Source organism: Solicola agrisoli, from assembly GCF_049059935.1.
Lineage (GTDB): Bacteria > Actinomycetota > Actinomycetes > Propionibacteriales > Nocardioidaceae > JAURVT01.
In genome coordinates, this window is sequence record NZ_JBMGQR010000049.1 from 15,000 (window position 1) to 33,047 (window position 18,048).

Here is an 18,048-nt window from a genome sequence, read left to right on the forward strand (position 1 = left end):
TCTCAGAACGCGAGCGAACGGTCGACGGCGTCGAGCACCCGGTCCAGGTCGGGCAGGTACTCCTCCTCGATCCGGCTCGGCGGGTAGGGCGTGTCGAAGCCGGCCACGCGCAGGACGGGCGCCTCGAGCGCGTAGAAGCACTCCTGCTGGATGCGGGCCGCGATCTCCGACCCCATGCCGAGCGAGCGCGCGGCCTCGTGGACGACGACCGCGCGGCCGGTGCGGCGCACGGAGGCGAACACGGGCTCGAGGTCGAGCGGCGACAGCGTGCGCAGGTCGATGACCTCCAGGCTGCGCCCCTCCTCCGACGCGGCCAGCGCGGCGTCGCGGCACAGCCGGACGGTGGGCCCGTAGGCGAGCAGCGTGAGGTCGGTGCCCTCGCGCAGGGTGCGGGAGGTGAACAGCGGCGGCGGGGTGGCCTCGGTGTCGACCTCGGCCTTCTCGCCGTGGTACTGGCGCTTGGGCTCGAGGAACACCACCGGGTCGTCGGCGGCGATCGCCTGCTGGATCATCCAGTAGGCGTCGGCAGGGTTGGAGCAGGCGACGACCTTGAGGCCCGCGGTGTGCGCGAACTGCGCCTCGGGGCTCTCCGAGTGGTGCTCGACGGCGCCGATGCCGCCACCGAACGGGATGCGGATGACGATCGGCATCGGCTGGCGCCCGTGGCTGCGGAAGTGCAGCTTGGCCACCTGGCTGACGATCTGGTCGTACGCCGGGTAGACGAAGCCGTCGAACTGGATCTCGCAGACGGGCCGGTAGCCGCGCATCGCCAGGCCCACCGCGGTGCCGAGGATGGCCGACTCGGCCAGCGGCGTGTCGATGACGCGGTCCTCGCCGAAGTCCTTCTGCAGGCCGTCGGTGATGCGGAAGACGCCGCCGAGCTTGCCGACGTCCTCGCCCATCATCAGCACCTTGGGGTCGTGCTCCATCGCGGCGCGCAGGCCGGCGTTGAGGGCCTTGGCCATGGTCATCGTGGTGATCATCGGTGCGCTCCGTCCGTGGCGACCTCGAAGGAGTCGAGGTAGGCGGCGTGCTCGTCGCGCTGCTGCGCGAGCTCGGCGGACTCCTCGACGTAGACCTGGTCGAAGACCGACATGATCGACGGGTCGGCCATCGCGCGGGTGCCCTCGCGCAGCCGGACCGCGAGCGCGTCGGCCTCCTCGGCGATCTCGGAGAAGAACTCCTCGCCGACGCCGACGTGACGCGTGAGGTAGGCGTGCACGCGCTCGACCGGGTCCTTGAGCTTCCAGTGCTCGAGGTCGTCGGACAGCCGGTAGCGGGTGGGGTCGTCGGTGGTGGTGTGGGCGCCCATCCGGTAGGTGAACGCCTCGATCAGCGTGGGGCCGCTGCCCTCGCGGGCGCGCTGCAGGGCGGCCTGGGTGACGGCGTGGACGGCGAGGACGTCGTTGCCGTCGACGCGGACGCCGGGGAACCCGAACCCCGACGCGCGCTGGTACAGCGGGATGCGCGTCTGGCGGTCGATGGGCTCGGAGATGGCCCACTGGTTGTTCTGGCAGAAGAACACGACGGGGGCGTTGAAGACGCTGGCCCAGATGAACGCCTCGTTGACGTCGCCCTGGCTGGTGGCGCCGTCGCCGAAGTAGGCGATCACGGCGGCGTCGCGCGCGGGGTCGTCGGTGCCGACCACGCCGTCGCGCTGCAGCCCCATCGCGTAGCCGGTGGCGTGGAGCGTCTGGGCGCCGATGACGATCGTGTAGAGGCCGAACCCGGTGGCGGCGGGGTCCCAGCTGCCCTGGTCGACCCCGCGGAACAGGCTGAGGAGCGACAGCGGGTCGACGCCGCGCGTCCACGCGACACCGTGCTCGCGGTAGGTCGGGAACGCGTGGTCCTGGGCCCGCAGGGCGCGTCCGGAGCCGATCTGCGCGGCCTCCTGGCCGAGGAGCGAGGCCCAGATGCCGAGCTCGCCGTGGCGCTGGAGTGCGGTGGCCTCGGTGTCGATGCGGCGGGTGAGGACGAGGTCGCGGTAGAGCGACCGGATCGTGTCGTCGTCGCCGTCGAACGCGTAGTCGGGATGCTCGGTGCGCTCGCCCTCGGGGGTGAGCAGCTGGACGAGGTCGGGGTCGGCCACGGGGCGTTCTCCTTGGAGCTCGGCGGCCGTCGGGGTCGCCGTGGCCGGGGGACTCGACCCGGCCGGTGTCGCGGGGGTGGTGCGACGTGGGCCCGGGTCCGTGCGGTCTTCGCGTGCTGTGACGGGCGCCACAGCACGTGGCCAGACTAGCCCGAGGGCGGGGCCGCCTCCAAAACCTCCGCAGGTTCGATCGGCACCCCCCTGGGTGCGGTCGTAGCGTCGAGATCGACCCCCTCTCTTCGAACCCGAGGACGACTCATGAGCGAGACGACGAACGACACCCACCAGGTGCAGAGCTGGACCGACCTCGGAGCCGAGATGTGGTCGTACCTCACCGGCAAGGGTGCCGCGGTGAACTACAGCTTCGTCGATCTCGAGGTCGAGGTCCCCCGCGACACCGGCGCCGACGCGCCCCGCGCCACCTGGAAGCTCAACGGCACCCTGCGCGTCACCACGAGCGACGACGAGGCCGCGGGCTCCGACCCCTACCGGAGCTGAGATGGCTCCCCGGATCTCGATCGACGCGGACCTGCGCTTCGAGCTGAGCCCGGGCGGGTCGGCAGGGACCACCAGCGGCACCGTGAAGGCGTCCGGACGGCACCTCGAGGTGTTCACCGACGACCCGGCGCTGCTGTCGGGCCTCGCCGGATCGGACGACACGGCACGCGACCTCGCGGACGCGCTCGCCGCGCAGCACCTCTCGATGACCATCAGCGGACCCAAGGGCCCGATCGCGACGGTCGGCGACGTCAAGGCGCCACTGCTGCACCGCGTGCTGACCCGCTCGTCGCACATCCGTCTGGGCAAGGTCGGCGCCCTGCTGACGTTCGTCCGCACCCGGCGCGGCGCCGACGGGCGTGACGTCGTGGGCCTGCCCCCGGGCACGCCCCTGCCCTTCGCCCCGACCCTCCAGGGGTGGCGGCGTCGGCGCGTCACGACCACCCACGACCCGCTGGGCGGCGGACGCCCGCGGCTCGTCCAGCACCTGTCGCGCCCGTACATGGGCGAGCAGGCACCCGAGTTCGCGCTGGTCCCGGGCATCACCCGCATCGGGTCCGACGAGACCATGGACATCGTGCTTCCCGAGCTCGAGCCCGAGCAGGCGCACGTCTACCGCACCGAGCGCGACGAGTACGTCGTCCGCAACGTCGGGCGACCCGGGACGCTCGTCGTCAACGGGGCGCCGATGACCCAGCAGCTGCTCCGCACCGGCACGCGGGTGGAGCTGGGGTCGTACACGTTCGGCTACGTGCGCGACGAGCACGCCGACCACGGTCGTCCGTACGGCGGACGCACGGGTGGCGAGACGGGCCGCCAGCGCCGTCAGCCTCCCCGCCCGGGTGCCGACCCGGTCACCGACTCGTCCTGACGCCATCGCCCTGGCGCACGACGAGCAGCGGCCCACGATCCCGGACGGGGGTCGTGGGCCGCTGTCCGTGCTGCCTCAGCCGGGGGCGAGGTGGTCGAGGTGGCCGGAGGCGTCGAGGTGGACGTTGAGCCGGTCGGGGCGCCAGTCCATCGTCATCATCATGCCGGGCTCGAGCACCCGGACCCGCCGGCCGTCGGCCTGGGCGCGCGCGATGGCGTCGTCCTTGCCGAGGTCGGCGTAGGCGCTGAACCAGTCGGTCTCGCCCTGGCCGTCGGTGCTCGTCGGGTCGCTCACGTGACCAGTCTGCCCCTCAGGAGGTGGGCGCCGCGAAGAGCAGCTTGTACGTCGAGGTGCCGAGCAGCCCGCCGGTGACCTTGCCCGTGGTGGCCGCGCCGTTGATGCCGCTGCTCACCTGGGCGGGCGTCGCCGACGGGTTCGCCTGCAGGAAGCGCGCGGCGGCGCCCGCGACGTGGGGCGAGGCCATCGAGGTGCCGCTGATGGTGTTGGTGGCCGTGGTGCTGCCGATCCAGGCCGACGTGATGTCCGAGCCGGGGGCGGCGAGGTCGACGCACGAGCCGGTGTTGCTGAACGACGACAGGCGGTCGGTCCTGGTGCTCGAGGCGACGGTCAGCGCCGACGGCACGGCGGCCGGCGACGACAGGCACGCGTCGGCGCTGCTGTTGCCGGCGGCGACGGCGTAGGTCACGCCGGACGCGATCGAGCGCGCCACCGCGTCGTCGAGGGCCTGGTCCTTGAGGCCGCCGAGGCTCATGTTGGCGACCGACGGGCCGGAGTGGTTCTCGGTGACCCAGTCGACGCCGGCGATGACGCCGCTCGTCGTGCCGCTGCCCTCGGCGTCGAGCACCCGGACGGGCACCAGGCTGACGCCCTTGGCGATGCCGAACGACGAGCCGCCCACGGTGCCCGCGACGTGCGTGCCGTGGCCGTTGGCGTCGTTGGTGCCGTTGCCGTCGGCGATGCTCGTGAAGCCGCCGGAGACGCGTCCGCCGAAGTCCTGGTGGGCGGCGTTGATGCCGGTGTCGATGACGTACGCGGTGACGCCGGCGCCCGTCGTGCCGTACGTGTAGGTGCTGTTCAGCGGGAGGTCGCGCTGGTCGGTGCGGTCCAGGCCCCAGCTGGGCGTGGGCGACTGGGTGCCCTGCGTGGTGATGCGCTGGTCGGCCTGCACGTAGTCGACGCGGGGGTCCTTGCGCAGCGTGGCGAGGTCGGCGTCGTCCAGCTTGGCGGCGAACCCGGTCAGGGCGCTGTCGAACTGGCGGGTGACCGTGCCGCCGAGACCGCGCGAGCGGGCGGCGAGGGCCCTGGCGTCGGCGGTCTCGCCGTCCTTCAGCACCACGACGTAGCGGCCGTCGATGGCCTGGGCGCTGGACGCCCCGACGAGCGGGGCGACGTCCGGGCCGCTCGCGGCCTGGGCCACGGCGGGGACGGCCAGGACGAGGGCGGTGGCGGCGACGGCGGCCGCGCGGGCACGGTTCACGGGGGTTCTGCGCATCGAGGAGGCTCCAGTCCGAGGAGAGGTCGGCGTCCGCCGGCCCGCTGTGCCTCAAGGTGTTCCCCGTCCGCGGCCTTTTCAAACCCGCGGTATGTCAGACGGCGTGCCGGGCGGGCGGGCACGGACGGGAGAATCAGCGTATGGCCGTGTGGGGCGGTCATACGCCGATACCCACCCGCGGCCGACGGGAGAATCGAGGTCCTGGTCCACATCGGGGCCGGACCTCGATCTTCCGGTCCCGCCCCGATCGCGGGGGCCGCGCCGACCGACCGCGCCTCAGCCCCAGCGGACGGCGTAGCGGCCGGGGGCGAGGTGGTGGCGGATCATCCGGACGCAGCCGGTGCTGTCGGGCTGGACGGGGCCGACGACCTCGCCGGCGCCGTCGAGGTCGCTGTGCACCATCTCCACGGTCGCGGGACGGGCGGCGGGGTCGAAGCGGACCTCGAGCACGAGCTCGCGCAGCGGCATCCGGCGCAGCGTCGCGTAGGAGCGACCGCCGCCGAGTCCGGTGAGGCGGTACTCCACGATCGCCGAGTCACCCTGCTCCAGGCGGCGGTCGAGCAAGACCTCCTGGCCGACGAGCGACCGGTCGTGGGAGGTGTAGGTGCGGCCCAGCGAGCAGTGGAGCAGCGGCTCGATCGCCGGTTCGCGGTCGCCGTCCGCGCGGGCGGGGTCGACCCGGAGCACCAGGAACCGGTCGGCCCCGGCGACGGACGCGACGAGCACCCGTCGCACCCAGCGGGAGCGCACTGCGCCGTCCGGGCCGACGTCGACCGAGCAGTGCTCGCTGAGGATCTCCAGCTGGTCGCGCAGGCGGGCGTCCTCGTGGCGCAGCTCGTCGGGGGTGGGCTGGCCCTCGTCGAGGACGTCGCGCAGGTCGGTCCCCGGCTCGACCGAGCGCTGCGCGCGGTGGCCGAGCTGGGCGCCGAGCGTGCCGGGCTCGAGCTCGAGGATCTTCTCCAGCGCGGGGACGGCGACCAGGCTCGAGCGGCGGCCGGGCTCGCTGCGCCCGGACTGCCAGTAGCTGAGCGTGGCGACGGACACCTGCGCGCCGAGGTCGCCGAGCCGCGACTGCAGCCGCTCGAGCGACAGGCCCCGCCGCTCGATCGCGCAGCGCAGCACGGGGGCGAAGCCGGTACGGGCGTCGGGAGCCCTCCCGTCGCGGGTCGTCGTCACGGCAGGGTCTTACCCCGTCCCGACGTCCCCCAACCCACATATCGTCTACTTGACCACAACGCGGGCCGGTGCCGTACGCTCGTGTCGTGATCACGTTGGCCGACCTCCAGGTGACCCGGCTCGGCGAGCCCCGGTTCGCCTCACCGCTGCAGAAGTACGTCAGCGGCCGCAGCACCAACGAGTACTACGTCGGCGAGGAGGACCGCGTCCTCTACGACGACACCCTCGAGATGATCAACCGCCGCGGCCTGCCGCTCGAGGAGCTGCCCACGTTCGAGCCCGGCGGCCCGCGCGCCGAGCTGTTCTTCGAGCCCGGACGCACCCGCGTCGGCATCGTCACGTGCGGCGGCCTGTGCCCCGGCCTGAACGACGTGATCCGTGCGGTCGTGCTCGAGCTGCGCGACCACTACGACGTCACCGACGTGCTGGGCTTCACCGGCGGCTACGCCGGGCTCAACCCCGAGCTCGAGCAGCCCGTCATCCAGCTCACGCCCGCGATCGTCGACAAGATCAACGAGCAGGGCGGGACGATCCTCGGCTCCTCGCGCGGCGCGCAGGACCCCACCGTCATCGTCGACCGCCTCACCGACCTCGGCGTCGACATCCTCTTCGTCGTCGGCGGCGACGGCTCGATGCGCGGCGCGCACAACATCACCGCCGAGATCGCCGCGCGCGGCGTGCCGATCTCGGTGATCGGCATCCCCAAGACGATCGACAACGACATCCCGCACATCGGGCAGAGCTTCGGCTTCTCCACCGCGTTCGCCGAGGCGGCCAAGTCGATCACCGCGGCGCGGGTCGAGGCCAGCGCCGCCCGCGGGGGCGTCGGCCTGGTCAAGCTGATGGGTCGCCACGCCGGCTTCATCGCCTGCTACGCCGCGCTGGCCAACCACGACGCCGACTTCGTGCTCATCCCCGAGGTGCCCTTCGCCCTCGACGGTGAGCACGGGCTGCTCGCGTCCCTCGCGCGTCGCGTCGAGACGCGCGGCAGCGCCGTCATCGTCGTCGCCGAGGGCGCCGGGCAGGAGCTGCTGCCCGAGACCGCCACCACCGACGCGTCCGGCAACCGCACGCTGGGCGACATCAGTGCCTTCCTGCACCAGGAGATCACCGCCGACTTCGCCCGGCGCGGGGCTCCGCTCACCGTCCGCGGCCTGAACCCCGGCTACGCGATCCGCGCTGTTCCCGCTGACGCCTCCGACTCGGTGTACTGCGCGCGGCTGGCCCAGACCGCCGTCCACGCGGGCATGGCGGGCCGGACCGACATGGTCGTGGGACGTCGGCGGCACCGGTTCGTCCACGTGCCGGTGCCCGTGGTCACCCGCGGCAGCCACAGCGTCCACCCCGAGGGCGACCTGTGGCTGAGCGTGCTGGAGTCCACCGCGCAGCCCACCGACATGCGCTGAGCCCCAGGGCTCAGTCGGCGAGGGAGTCCAGCCGGTCGCGGCTGATGCTGAGCGCGGTCCCGCTCGGGTCGACCACGGTGATCCCGTCGTCGGTGAGCCGCGTGGCCAGGGTGGCGTCGGCGGTGAACGGGTCGCGGTTGGTCAGGTACCTGCCGCCGGCGGACCCGTCGATCCGCGCCTCGACCCGGATCTCGTGCCGCCCCGGCACCACGATCAGCTCGGGACGGCTCACCCTCTCGACGCAGTAGCCCTGGAACCCCGACACCGTGTCGTCGGTCTGACACCCGAGCGTCCGCGTCGACTCGAGCAGCGCGGTCGACCCGACCACCGCTCGCACGACCACCGCGCCGACGACGACCACGGCTGCCGCGACGAACGCCGCCACCAGCGCGACGGCCCAGCGGGGCACGGTCAGCCCCCGACCAGCTTCGCCGCCACCGTGAGGAAGGCGTCGTTGCCGGGCGTCTCGCCGATCGTCACGCGCGCGCCCTCGCCGGCGAACGGCCGCACCATGACGCCGGCCTCGGCGCACGCGGCGGCGAGGTCGAGCGTGCCCTCGCCCGCGGGCAGCCAGACGAAGTTGGCCTGGCTGTCGGGCACGTCCCAGCCGGACTCGAGCAGGGCGTCGCGCACGCGCGTGCGCTCGGCGACCAGCCCGGCGACGCGCTCGGCCAGCTCGTCCTCGTGGTCCAGCGACGCGACGGCCGCGGCCTGGGCGAGGTCGGACACGCCGAACGGGAGCGCGCACGCGCGGATCGCGGTGGCCACCGGCTCGGCGGCGACGGCGTAGCCGATCCGCAGGCCCGCCAGGCCCCACGCCTTGGAGAACGTGCGCAGCCCGACCACGCGCGGGTGGTCGCGGCGCAGCTCGATCGAGGTCTCGGCGGGCGCGGGGTCGCGGAACTCCAGGTACGCCTCGTCCACCACCACGAGCACGTGCTCGGGCACCAGGGCGACGAAGTCGCGCAGCGCGGCGGCGTCGACGGCCGGACCCGTCGGGTTGTTGGGCGTGCAGACGATCAGCACGCGGGTGCGGTCGGTGACCGCGGCGAGCATGGCGTCGAGGTCGTGCTCGGCGGTGGCCGTGAGCGGCACCTGCACCGAGCGGGCGCCGGTGAGGTTGATCGCGATCGGGTACGCCTCGAACGAGCGCCAGGCGTGGACGACCTCGTCGCCGGGCTCGCAGTAGGCCTGGAGCAGGTGGTAGAGCACCGCCACCGAGCCGGCCCCCGACGCGAGCTCGTCGGTGCGCACGCCGTGACGCTCCGCGAGCCGCTCGTACAGACCCGTCACGCCCATGTCGGGGTAGCGGTTGAGGCCGGGCAGCGTGCTGCGGACGGCCTCGACGACGCCGGGCAGCGGCGGGTAGGGGTTCTCGTTGCTGGACAGCTTGTACGTCGCCAGGCCGTCGCGCGGCGCCGGCGGACGTCCCGGCTTGTAGACGGGGACGCCGTCCAGCGCGGCCCGCGGGGCGAGCGCGTCGTGGGTGCTGGTCATGCCCGAACGGTACGCGTGGACCGGGTCCGACGTGGGCCTGCCCGTCGGCCTCTGGGAGCATCTCCCGGTGCCCTCCCCCGCCGCCGATCCGCGTCGGGGCTACGTGCTCGTCGTCTCGGCGGCGGTCTTCTTCGTGCTCAACGCAGGGGTGTCCCGCGTCGCCATGCGTGCCGGCGTCGACCCGGCGACCCTGACCACCGTGCGCGTCACGATGGGCACCCTGGTGTTCGCCGGCTACGCGCTCGCCGTGCGCCGCAGCGCGCTGCGTCCGCCGAGCCTGCGCGCGCTGCCCGCGTTCTGCCTGCTCGGCGTGGTGGGCATCGCCGGCGTGCAGTGGACGTACAACGTCGCGATCGACCGCGTCCCGGTGGGCATCGCCCTGCTGCTCGAGTACCTCGCCCCCGTGCTCGTGGTGCTGTGGGTGCGGTTCGTGCGCGGCGAGGCCGTGCGGCGTCGCATGTGGCTGGCCGTGGGCCTGTGCCTGGTGGGGCTGGCCGTCGTCGGACGGGTCTGGCAGGGCCTGGCCTTCGACGGCGTCGGCGTGCTGGCCGGCCTGGGCGCGGCGGTCTGCTTCGCCACCTACTTCCTGGCGGGCGAGCGCGGCGTCGGCCAGGACGACCCCCTGCGCGTGATCCTGTGGGGCTTCGCGCTCGCGGCCGTCGCGATGAACCTCGTCTCGCCGGTCTGGACGGTCGACGGCCTCGGCACGAGCGCGAGCCTGCTCGGCTCGCTCGACGGTCTGCGCGCGCCGCTCTGGGCGCTGCTCGTCTGGGTGGTCCTGCTCGGGACGGTCGCGCCGTTCTTCCTGTCGCTCGCGGCCCTGCAGCACCTGCCGTCGACCATCGTCACGCTCGTCGCGACCCTCGAGCCGGTGGGCGCCACCGTCCTCGGCTGGGCCTGGTTCGGCGAGGCGCTGACCGCCGCGCAGGTGGTGGGCGTCCTGCTCGTGGTGGGCGGGATCTGCGTCGCACAGTCCGCCCGCACCCGCGCACCCGACCCGGTGGTGCCCGAGATGGCGGTCTGAGCGACGGCCGGCACCGCGGGGCCGGTCGAGCGGGCTCAGCGACCCCAGAGGTGGTCGAGGGCGTCGTCGACGAGGGCGTAGGCGCGGGCGCGGAGGTCGTCCTCGTGCGCCCACATGGTGTCGCGCAGGGCGTCGGGGTCGTCGATGCCGTGCTCGCGAGCCCAGTCGCCGAGCTTGTCGAGCCAGGTGCCGAACTCGTGCGGCGTCACCTCGGGGTGGAACTGCCAGCCCAGGGCGCGCGCACCGTGCGCGTCGTCGGCGAAGCCCTGGCACCCGCCCGGCGAGCTGCCGAGCACCCGCGAGGTGGGCGGCGCGACGAACGCGTCGGAGTGCATCTGCGGCCACGGCCCCGATGGGCAGAGCACCGGGTCGCGCGAGTCGACGTCGAACAGACCGATCTCCGGCGAGGGCGACGGCCCGACGCTGCCGCCGAGCGCGTGCGCGAGCAGCTGTCCGCCGTAGCAGATGCCCAGCACCGGGACGCCCGCCGCGAGCGCGCCGCGCACGTACCGGGACTCGCGCTCGACGACGTCGGCGTGCTCGGACGCGTGCCCGCTGCGGCCCGACCCGAGCAGCAGGACGAGGTCGGCCCGCTGCCGGTCGTCCCAGTCGCCGAGCCGGTCGCGGTCGACCCGCGCGGACGTCGCGTGGTGGTGCTCGCGCAGCCGCTGCCCCACGAACCCCGTGTCGTCGTCGCCGACGTCACCGACGACGAGGACGTGGCGGCGCGGGGTCACGCGCACACAGTAGGGCGGGGTCTCATCCGAGGTCGAGCAGACCTCCCGGGATGTGCTCGAGGTCGCGGCCGAGGGCGATGTCGAGGGGGTTGGTCATGCAGCGGATGGAGCCGCCGCCCTTGTGCAGCTCGCCCATCGGCACCACGACGACCTCGAGGTCCCACGCCTCGAGCTGGGCGCGGACGCGCGGCGGGCAGGCCGGCATGACGACCGTGCGCCCCACCACGACGGAGTTGGCGCAGAACGTCAGCGCCTCGTCGACGGTGAGCACGAGCGGCTCGGCGACGCGATCGAGGACGGCGGCGGCACCGTCGGCGTCGAACGCCTCGGGGCAGACCATCGCGTGGACGTCGTCGAGCGGGCAGAACGCGAGGTCGAGGTGGTACATCGCCGGGTGGACGATGCGCAGGCCGCGGACGCGGACCTCGAGGTCCGCGGCGATGCCCTTGAGGCCGACCTCGTCGCTGCGCTTGCCGTGGCCGACGAGCAGCTCGCCGCCGTGCGGGAACGCGTCGCCGGACTCCCACAGGCCGCCGACGCCGTCGCGTCCGACGTAGGTGGGCGTGTACCCGAGGGCCGCGAACGAGCCGGCCGCGGTGATGGTCTCGTTGCGGCGCTCGGAGAACCGCATGTGCGACATCACGACGCGGTCGGGGGCGCCGGCGGGCGTGGTGACCGCCAGGCCGAGGTTCATCGCGAAGACCATGTCGGGCGAGTCCTGGCGGGCCTCGAACACCTCGACGCGGGCGCCGAGGCCGACGAGCGTGTCGCGCAGGTGCTCCCACTCGGCGCGGGCGAGCGCGACGTCGGGCTGGTCGGCGGTGTCCATGAACGGGTTGATCGCGTAGTCGATCCGGAAGTGGTCGGGCTCGACCATCGCGTAGTGCCGGCCCCACTGCAGGGTGGTGGTCATCGTCGCCTCCCGAGCGCTCTCATGTCGCGTGCATTGTCTGACAATCAGACAGTAGCAGTCTACGGGCGTAGTGTGTCCCCGCGATGTACGAATCGTTAGCGCTCGAGCACAGCTCCACGGTCGACCGTGCCGCCGAAGTGCTGCGCCAGGCGCTGTTCGCCGGCGACCTCGCCCCGGGCACGCCGCTGCGCGAGATCGCGCTCGCCGACCAGCTGGGCGTCGGACGCAGCTCGGTGCGCGAGGCGCTCGGCGTCCTCATCGCCGAGGGCCTGGTGACGCGCATCCCCAACCGCGGCGTCGTGGTCACCGAGCTCGACCCCGAGCAGATCCACGACGTCGTCGCCGTCCGCCTCGTGCTGGAGACGGCCGGTGCCCACGCCTGGATCGGCGCCACCGACGAGGCCCGGGGCGCCGTCCGGTCCGCGATGGCCGACTACCGCCACCTCGCCCAGGTGGGCGCCGAGGCCCGTCAGATCACCGAGGCGCACCTGGCCTTCCACCGCAGCCTGGTCGCGCTGACGGGCAGCCGCCGCCTCGTCGCCGTCGCCGACCAGGTGACGGCCGAGATCCGTCTCGCCCTGGCGCACCTCGACCGGCTGCGCCTCAACGCCGCCGAGCAGGTCACCGACCACCAGCGGCTGCTCGACATGCTCGAGGACGGCGACACCGAGGGCGTCGCCACCGAGCTGGTGGCCCACCTCGCCGACGCCGAGTCGTCGCTGGTTGAGACGCTGTACGTCCCCGAGGGCTGACGCGCCGGACGGCTCGACGCGCCTGACAGACTGGGGGCATGCTCCAGACCGTCACCACCTGGCTGTCCAACGCGGCGGCCATCGCCGTCGCGGCGTGGCTGTTCGGCGGCATCGCCGTCGGCACCGCCGCGGACGACACCACCCAGCGCGTCCTCACGCTCCTGCTCATCGCGGCCGTGTTCTCGCTGATCAACGCGCTGATCGCGCCCGTGGTCAAGCTGCTGTCGCTGCCGTTCATCGTCATCACGCTCGGCCTCGCCCTGCTCGTGATCAACGCCCTGCTGCTCCTGCTCACCGAGTGGGTCACCGGCAAGCTCGACGTCGCGTTCGTCGTCGAGGGGTTCTGGTGGGCCGTGGCCGGGTCGATCGTGATCTCGGTCGTCAACGGCGTCCTCGGCCTGTTCTTCGCGAGGGACTGACGTGAGCGACTCCCCGTACCGCATCGCCGTCGTCTGCCTGGGCAACATCTGCCGCTCACCCACCGCCGAGGTGGTGCTGCGCGACCGCGTCGAGGGCGCCGGCCTCGACGACCGCGTCGAGGTGGTCTCCGCCGGCACCAGCCGCTACGAGATCGGCAACCCGATGGACTCCCGCGCCGCCCGCGAGCTGCGCGGCCGCGGGTACGACGTGCCCGACCGGACCGCTCAGCAGTTCGGCGCCGACGCGTTCGCCGACGTCGACCTCGTCCTGGCGATGGACGCGAGCAACCACGACGACCTGCTGGCGGTGGCCCCCGACGGGGCGGCGCGCGGCAAGGTACGGATGTTCCGCGACTTCGACCCCGAGGCCGCCGACGGCGACCGCGAGGTCCCCGACCCCTGGTACGGCGGCCAGGCCGGGTTCGCCGACGTGCTCAGCACCGTCGAGCGCACGAGCGACGCGATCGTCGCGCAGCTGCCCGACCTGATCGGGCGCTGAGCGGTGGGCCCGCTCGGGTAGGTTGCGGGCATGGCACGGATGGGAGCCGTCGCAGCGCGCGCCGAGAAGCTGCTGGGGGTCGACGTGGTCGCCACGACGCCCGTCGCGGGCGGCGACATCTGCACCTCGACGCGGCTCCGGCTCACCGACGGTCGCAGCGCGGTGATGAAGACCCGGCCGCACGCCCCGGCCGGCTTCTTCCCCCGCGAGGCCGAGGGCCTGCGGTGGCTGGCCGAGGCCGGCGGAGCGCCCGTCCCCGAGGTCCTGGGCGTGGCCGACGACTGCCTGGTGCTGGCCTGGGTGGAGCCCGGACGCCCCTCGTCCGACGCCGCCGAGCGCTTCGGACGCGACCTCGCGCGCACGCACGCCGCGGGCGCACCGACCTTCGGCGGCGAGCAGGACGGGTGGATCGGTCTCGCACCGCTGCCCAACCGGAGCGCGCCCACGTGGGCCGAGTTCTTCGTCTCGCGTCGCGTGATGCCCTACGTCAAGGCCGCCCTCGACCGTGCCGCCCTCACCCCCGAGGAGGCGCAGACGATCGAGCAGCTGATGCGCCGTCTCCCGGAGTTCGCCGGCCCCGACGAGCCCGTCGCCCGCGTGCACGGCGACCTCTGGGGAGGCAACGTCGTGTGGGGCCAGGACGGCGCCGCCCACCTGATCGACCCCGCCGCGCACGGCGGCCACCGCGAGACCGACCTCGCGATGCTCTCGCTGTTCGGCTCGCCGCACCTGCAGCGCGTCCTCGACTCCTACGACGAGGCCGCACCGCTGGCCGACGGCTGGCGCGCCCGCGTCCCGATCCACCAGCTCCACCCGCTGCTCGTCCACGCCGTGATGTTCGGCGGGGGCTACGGCGCCCGCGCGGCCTCGGCCGCCCGCTCCGTCCTCGACGGCACCGCCGGCGACTGACGACGCCCTTCTCAGGCCGGGTTCAGGCCCACCTGGCACCCTGAGGCCATGCGCATCCTCGTGGTGGACGACGACCGCGCCGTCCGTGACTCGCTGCGGCGCTCGCTCGAGTTCAACGGCTACACCGTCGACGTCGCCGCCGACGGCGCCGAGGCGCTGGCCCGCGTCCCGCTGATCGATCCCGACGCGATCGTCATGGACGTAATGATGCCGCGCCTCGACGGCCTCGAGGCCACCCGCGCGCTGCGCAGCGCCGGCAACGACGTCGCGATCCTGGTGCTCACCGCGCGCGACGCCGTCACCGACCGCGTCGACGGCCTCGACGCCGGCGCCGACGACTACCTCACCAAGCCGTTCGCGCTCGACGAGCTGCTCGCGCGCGTCCGCGCCCTTCTGCGCCGCGCCCAGCGACGCACCCCTGCCGACGACGAGGACACCACGCTGTCCTTCGCCGACCTGACGCTCGACACCGCCACCCGCGAGGTGCGCCGCGGCGAGCGCGAGCTGTCGCTGACCCGCACGGAGTTCGCGCTGCTCGAGCTGTTCATGCAGCGCCCCAAGCGGGTGCTGGAGCGCTCGTTCATCCTCGAGGAGGTCTGGGGCTTCGACTTCCCCACCACGGCCAACTCGCTCGAGGTGTATGTCGGGTACGTCCGCCGCAAGCTCGAGGCCGAGGGCGAGACGCGGCTGCTGCACACGGTGCGCGGCGTCGGCTACGTGCTGCGCGAGACCGCGCCGTGACGCAGGCGGCCCACCCCGGACTCGTCGGCCAGGCCCGTGAGGGCGTGGTCCGGGCCCGCGAGGACCTGTCGAAGCGGCTCTCGCTCGTCGCCCGCGTCACCGTGCTGACGGCCGCCGCCGTCGGCGTCACACTCGCGGTCGTGAGCGTGCTCGTGTACTTCCTGGTGCGCTCGGAGTTCGAGGGGTCGCTGGACGAGTCGCTCCTGCGCCGGGCCAACTCCGCGGTCGCGAGCGGCGTCACCGAGGCGACGCTGCGCGGCTACCCGCCCAGCGCGCTCGCCGCCGCCGACATCCGCATCGCGGTGATCAGCGACGGTCGTCCGTACTCCAACCCGACGTCCGCCGCGGCCCTGCCGTACCTCAGCGACGCCGAGTACGCGGTGTCCACCGGCGACGCCCGCCGGTCGTTCCGCACCGTCCTCGTCGACGGCACCCCGTACCGCGTCGTCGCCGTGCAGGCCGGTGCCGACACCGCCCTGATCATCGCGCAGTCCATGGAGTCGACGCGTGACGCGCTCGACCGGCTGCGCGTCGTGCTGCTGCTCGTCGGGGTCGCCGGCGCGATCGTGTCGGGCCTGCTCGGCTGGGCGATCGCCACCAACGGGCTGCGTCCGGTCCGGCGGCTCACCGCGGCCACGCAGCGCGTCGCCGCCACCGAGCAGCTCGAGCCCATCGAGGTCCTCGGCGACGACGAGCTCGCCCGCCTCACCGAGTCGTTCAACGCGATGCTCGCCGCCCTGGCGGCGTCGCAGCAGCGTCAGCGCCAGCTCGTCGCCGACGCCGGGCACGAGCTCCGCACCCCGCTGACGAGCCTGCGCACCAACATCGAGCTGCTCACCCAGGCCGACGCGCAGGGCGGGCTCGGCGAGCGCGCCCGCACCGAGCTGATGTCCGACGTCCGCGCCCAGCTCGGCGAGCTGACCACCCTCGTCGGCGACCTCGTCGAGCTCGCCCGCGACGAGCAGCCCGACCGCGACCGCGAGCCCGTCGACCTCGTGCACGTGGTCGAGACCTGCGTCGAGCGCGTACGCCTGCGCGCGCCCGGCATCGCGTTCGACGTCCGCGCCGAGCCGTGGATCGTCGACGGCGAGCCGCAGATCCTGGAGCGGGCCGTCACCAACCTGCTCGACAACGCCGCCAAGTGGAGCCCGCCACTCGGCACCGTCACGGTGCGCCTGGACGCCGGCCGGCTGCTGGTGTCGGACGAGGGACCGGGCATCGCGCCCGAGGACCGTCCGCGCGTGTTCGACCGCTTCTACCGCTCGCGCGAGGCCCGGATGCTGCCCGGCTCCGGCCTCGGGCTGTCGATCGTGCGGCAGGCGGCCGAGCGCCACGGCGGGCAGGTCTCGGTGTCGAGCGCTCCCGGTGGGGGCGCGCTGCTCACGCTCGACCTGCCCGGCCACACCCCCGTCGACGCCTGAGGACCTCCTGCGGATCGTTGGCGAACTCCTACGGGCGTCTCAGCAGGATCTCAGCGATCCGGGACAATCTGTAGACATGACCCAGAACCCGCCCCCGGACCCCGGACAGCACCCGCACGACCCGTTCGCCCGCCCCTCGCAGGGCGACGACGGACGCGGGGGCGGCCCCCAGGGGCCCGGTCAGCAGCACCCCTACGGCCAGCAGCCCGCCCACGGCGGCTACCCCCAGCAGGCGGCCCCCTCCTCGCAGCCCCTGGGCTACCCCGGCCAGGACGCGCGCACGAGCGAGCAGCCCTACGCCACCCCCAACGCCTACACCCACCGCTACAGCACCCCCGGCGCGCAGGGACCCGAGCAGACGCGGCCCTTCCTCCGCGGTGAGCTGCAGGGCGGCCAGGCCGTCGCGGCCCCGCGCCGCCGGCGCACCGGCCTCGTCGTCGCCGCGGCCCTCGTCGCCGGCCTGGTCGGCGGCGTCGGCGGAGCCGCCGGCTACGGCGCGATCAACGGCGACGGCAGCGACAGCGGCGTGATCAGCTCGCTGAACCCGTCGTCGTCGAACGAGACCCGTCAGGTCGCCGCGGGCGACGTCGAGGCCGTGGCCTCCAAGGTCCTGCCCTCGACCGTGCAGATCAACGTGCGCGGCGAGAGCTCGGGCGAGGAGTCCGGCGGCAGCGGCACCGGCATCATCATCTCGAGCAACGGCGACATCCTCACCAACAACCACGTGGTCGAGGCCGCCGCCGAGGGTGGCTCGGTCACCGTGTCGTTCAACGACGGCAAGACCGCCAAGGCCGACATCGTCGGACGCGACCCCGTCACCGACCTCGCCGTGATCAAGGCCGAGGGCCAGTCCGGCCTGACGGCCGCGTCGCTCGGCAACTCCAAGGACCTCAAGGTGGGCCAGGAGGTCGTCGCGATCGGCTCGCCGTTCGGCCTGGAGAGCACCGTCACCAGCGGCATCGTCAGCGCGCTCAACCGCCCGGTCTCGTCCTCGGACGGCTCGGGCAACTCCACGAGCGTCTTCCCCGCGGTCCAGACCGACGCGGCGATCAACCCCGGCAACTCCGGCGGCCCGCTGGTCGACATGGCCGGCAACGTCGTCGGCGTGAACTCGGCGATCCGCAGCAACTCCGGCGGCAGCGGCGAGCAGGCCGGCTCGATCGGCCTCGGCTTCTCGATCCCGATCGACCTCGCCAAGAACGTCGCCGACCAGCTCGTCCAGGGCAAGACCGTCGAGCACGCCCGTCTCGGCGTGACGGTGGGCAACGCCCTGCAGGCCGACGGCCTCACCAGCGTCGGCGCCGAGGTCAAGGAGGTCACCAGCGGTGGCGCCGGGGCCGACGCCGGCCTGAAGTCCGGCGACGTCATCACCGCGCTCAACGGCCAGGCGATCGGCAGCTCGGACGCCCTCGTGGCCACCATCCGCGGCTTCCAGCCCGGCGACAAGGTCGAGATCACCTACCGCCGCGGCAACGCGACCGACAAGACGCAGGTCACGCTCGCGTCCGACGGTGGCCAGCTCGGCAGCTGACCCCACCCCCTCACCGGAGTTGTCGGTGCCTCACAGGCCCATGGGCCTGTGA

At 73.6% G+C, this 18,048-nt stretch carries 20 protein-coding genes; 11 read left to right on the top strand and 9 right to left on the bottom strand.

The window, feature by feature from the left end; genetic code table 11:
• Positions 1–2: 2 nt before the first annotated feature.
• A complete protein-coding gene (locus ACI6PP_RS15910; protein ID WP_421112590.1) occupies positions 3–983 on the bottom strand; it encodes an alpha-ketoacid dehydrogenase subunit beta in 981 nt (326 codons plus the stop codon).
• Positions 980–2,089 carry a pyruvate dehydrogenase (acetyl-transferring) E1 component subunit alpha gene (gene pdhA / locus ACI6PP_RS15915; RefSeq protein ID WP_421112591.1) on the bottom strand — a complete coding sequence of 370 codons (1,110 nt, stop codon included), beginning with the start codon at positions 2,087–2,089 and terminating at the stop codon, positions 980–982. Before pdhA ends, ACI6PP_RS15910 begins: the two co-directional genes overlap by 4 nt.
• A gap of 258 nt (positions 2,090–2,347) precedes the next feature.
• Between pdhA and ACI6PP_RS15920 the strand changes: the two genes are divergently transcribed.
• Together ACI6PP_RS15920 and ACI6PP_RS15925 are read left to right on the top strand one after the other, a co-directional pair.
• Positions 2,348–2,587: a hypothetical protein gene (locus ACI6PP_RS15920; protein WP_421112592.1), complete on the top strand. Its 240-nt coding sequence runs from the start codon at positions 2,348–2,350 to the stop codon at positions 2,585–2,587.
• Position 2,588: 1 nt separating this feature from the next.
• A complete protein-coding gene (locus ACI6PP_RS15925; RefSeq protein WP_421112593.1) occupies positions 2,589–3,458 on the top strand; it encodes an FHA domain-containing protein in 870 nt (289 codons plus the stop codon).
• A 75-nt stretch (positions 3,459–3,533) separates the two neighbouring features.
• Here the strand turns inward: ACI6PP_RS15925 and ACI6PP_RS15930 are convergent, their stop codons facing one another.
• The 3 genes from ACI6PP_RS15930 to ACI6PP_RS15940 all read right to left on the bottom strand — a co-directional run bounded on the left by ACI6PP_RS15930 (position 3,534) and on the right by ACI6PP_RS15940 (position 6,147).
• A complete protein-coding gene (locus ACI6PP_RS15930; RefSeq protein ID WP_421112594.1) occupies positions 3,534–3,752 on the bottom strand; it encodes an I78 family peptidase inhibitor in 219 nt (72 codons plus the stop codon).
• A gap of 16 nt (positions 3,753–3,768) precedes the next feature.
• Positions 3,769–4,971 carry a S8 family peptidase gene (locus ACI6PP_RS15935; protein WP_421112595.1) on the bottom strand — a complete coding sequence of 401 codons (1,203 nt, stop codon included), beginning with the start codon at positions 4,969–4,971 and terminating at the stop codon, positions 3,769–3,771.
• A 276-nt stretch (positions 4,972–5,247) separates the two neighbouring features.
• Complete coding sequence (locus ACI6PP_RS15940; RefSeq protein WP_421112596.1) at positions 5,248–6,147, bottom strand: helix-turn-helix domain-containing protein; 900 nt, start codon at positions 6,145–6,147, stop codon at positions 5,248–5,250.
• An 86-nt stretch (positions 6,148–6,233) separates the two neighbouring features.
• On the opposite strand from ACI6PP_RS15940, the gene ACI6PP_RS15945 reads away from it, so the two are divergent.
• Complete coding sequence (locus ACI6PP_RS15945; RefSeq protein WP_421112597.1) at positions 6,234–7,553, top strand: ATP-dependent 6-phosphofructokinase; 1,320 nt, start codon at positions 6,234–6,236, stop codon at positions 7,551–7,553.
• A 10-nt stretch (positions 7,554–7,563) separates the two neighbouring features.
• On the opposite strand, the gene ACI6PP_RS15950 is transcribed toward ACI6PP_RS15945, so the two are convergent.
• On the bottom strand, positions 7,564–7,962 hold the full coding sequence (locus ACI6PP_RS15950) for a hypothetical protein (protein WP_421112598.1): 399 nt from the start codon (positions 7,960–7,962) through the stop codon (positions 7,564–7,566).
• A gap of 2 nt (positions 7,963–7,964) precedes the next feature.
• The gene (locus tag ACI6PP_RS15955; RefSeq protein ID WP_421112599.1) at positions 7,965–9,050 is read right to left on the bottom strand and encodes a histidinol-phosphate transaminase; all 1,086 of its coding nucleotides are present in this window, start codon (positions 9,048–9,050) and stop codon (positions 7,965–7,967) included.
• On the opposite strand from ACI6PP_RS15955, the gene ACI6PP_RS15960 reads away from it, so the two are divergent.
• Complete coding sequence (locus tag ACI6PP_RS15960) at positions 9,049–10,074, top strand: EamA family transporter (protein ID WP_421112600.1); 1,026 nt, start codon at positions 9,049–9,051, stop codon at positions 10,072–10,074. The two genes, ACI6PP_RS15955 and ACI6PP_RS15960, sit on opposite strands and share 2 nt — an antisense overlap.
• Before the next feature lie 35 nt (positions 10,075–10,109).
• On the opposite strand, the gene ACI6PP_RS15965 is transcribed toward ACI6PP_RS15960, so the two are convergent.
• Complete coding sequence (locus ACI6PP_RS15965) at positions 10,110–10,811, bottom strand: type 1 glutamine amidotransferase (RefSeq protein ID WP_421112601.1); 702 nt, start codon at positions 10,809–10,811, stop codon at positions 10,110–10,112.
• 22 nt (positions 10,812–10,833) lie between these two features.
• On the bottom strand, positions 10,834–11,724 hold the full coding sequence (locus ACI6PP_RS15970) for a dimethylarginine dimethylaminohydrolase family protein (RefSeq protein WP_421112602.1): 891 nt from the start codon (positions 11,722–11,724) through the stop codon (positions 10,834–10,836).
• Between the two features lie 83 nt (positions 11,725–11,807).
• Here ACI6PP_RS15970 and ACI6PP_RS15975 point away from each other — a divergent pair, with 83 nt between their 5' ends.
• The 7 genes from ACI6PP_RS15975 to ACI6PP_RS16005 all read left to right on the top strand — a co-directional run bounded on the left by ACI6PP_RS15975 (position 11,808) and on the right by ACI6PP_RS16005 (position 17,996).
• Positions 11,808–12,476 carry a GntR family transcriptional regulator gene (locus ACI6PP_RS15975; RefSeq protein ID WP_421112603.1) on the top strand — a complete coding sequence of 223 codons (669 nt, stop codon included), beginning with the start codon at positions 11,808–11,810 and terminating at the stop codon, positions 12,474–12,476.
• 38 nt (positions 12,477–12,514) lie between these two features.
• Complete coding sequence (locus tag ACI6PP_RS15980; RefSeq protein ID WP_421112604.1) at positions 12,515–12,895, top strand: phage holin family protein; 381 nt, start codon at positions 12,515–12,517, stop codon at positions 12,893–12,895.
• Position 12,896: 1 nt separating this feature from the next.
• Positions 12,897–13,394: a low molecular weight protein-tyrosine-phosphatase gene (locus ACI6PP_RS15985; protein ID WP_421112605.1), complete on the top strand. Its 498-nt coding sequence runs from the start codon at positions 12,897–12,899 to the stop codon at positions 13,392–13,394.
• 30 nt (positions 13,395–13,424) lie between these two features.
• Complete coding sequence (locus ACI6PP_RS15990) at positions 13,425–14,303, top strand: fructosamine kinase family protein (protein ID WP_421112606.1); 879 nt, start codon at positions 13,425–13,427, stop codon at positions 14,301–14,303.
• A gap of 48 nt (positions 14,304–14,351) precedes the next feature.
• Positions 14,352–15,044: a response regulator transcription factor gene (locus tag ACI6PP_RS15995; RefSeq protein WP_421112607.1), complete on the top strand. Its 693-nt coding sequence runs from the start codon at positions 14,352–14,354 to the stop codon at positions 15,042–15,044.
• On the top strand, positions 15,041–16,465 hold the full coding sequence (locus ACI6PP_RS16000; RefSeq protein WP_421112608.1) for a sensor histidine kinase: 1,425 nt from the start codon (positions 15,041–15,043) through the stop codon (positions 16,463–16,465). Before ACI6PP_RS15995 ends, ACI6PP_RS16000 begins: the two co-directional genes overlap by 4 nt.
• Positions 16,466–16,541: 76 nt before the next feature.
• Positions 16,542–17,996: a S1C family serine protease gene (locus ACI6PP_RS16005; protein WP_421112609.1), complete on the top strand. Its 1,455-nt coding sequence runs from the start codon at positions 16,542–16,544 to the stop codon at positions 17,994–17,996.
• The last annotated feature ends 52 nt before the right edge of the window (positions 17,997–18,048 follow it).

Bases quoted from the DNA above. Each gene is read 5' to 3' on its own strand.
- ACI6PP_RS15910 (WP_421112590.1), bottom strand. From the start codon at position 983: ATGATCACCACGATGACCATGGCCAAGGCCCTCAACGCCGGCCTGCGC.
- ACI6PP_RS15920 (WP_421112592.1), top strand. From the start codon at position 2,348: ATGAGCGAGACGACGAACGACACCCACCAGGTGCAGAGCTGGACCGAC.
- ACI6PP_RS15925 (WP_421112593.1), top strand. From the start codon at position 2,589: ATGGCTCCCCGGATCTCGATCGACGCGGACCTGCGCTTCGAGCTGAGC.
- ACI6PP_RS15935 (WP_421112595.1), bottom strand. From the start codon at position 4,971: ATGCGCAGAACCCCCGTGAACCGTGCCCGCGCGGCCGCCGTCGCCGCC.
- ACI6PP_RS15960 (WP_421112600.1), top strand. From the start codon at position 9,049: ATGCCCGAACGGTACGCGTGGACCGGGTCCGACGTGGGCCTGCCCGTC.
- ACI6PP_RS15955 (WP_421112599.1), bottom strand. From the start codon at position 9,050: ATGACCAGCACCCACGACGCGCTCGCCCCGCGGGCCGCGCTGGACGGC.
- ACI6PP_RS15970 (WP_421112602.1), bottom strand. From the start codon at position 11,724: ATGACCACCACCCTGCAGTGGGGCCGGCACTACGCGATGGTCGAGCCC.
- ACI6PP_RS15975 (WP_421112603.1), top strand. From the start codon at position 11,808: ATGTACGAATCGTTAGCGCTCGAGCACAGCTCCACGGTCGACCGTGCC.
- ACI6PP_RS15980 (WP_421112604.1), top strand. From the start codon at position 12,515: ATGCTCCAGACCGTCACCACCTGGCTGTCCAACGCGGCGGCCATCGCC.
- ACI6PP_RS15990 (WP_421112606.1), top strand. From the start codon at position 13,425: ATGGCACGGATGGGAGCCGTCGCAGCGCGCGCCGAGAAGCTGCTGGGG.
- ACI6PP_RS15995 (WP_421112607.1), top strand. From the start codon at position 14,352: ATGCGCATCCTCGTGGTGGACGACGACCGCGCCGTCCGTGACTCGCTG.
- ACI6PP_RS16005 (WP_421112609.1), top strand. From the start codon at position 16,542: ATGACCCAGAACCCGCCCCCGGACCCCGGACAGCACCCGCACGACCCG.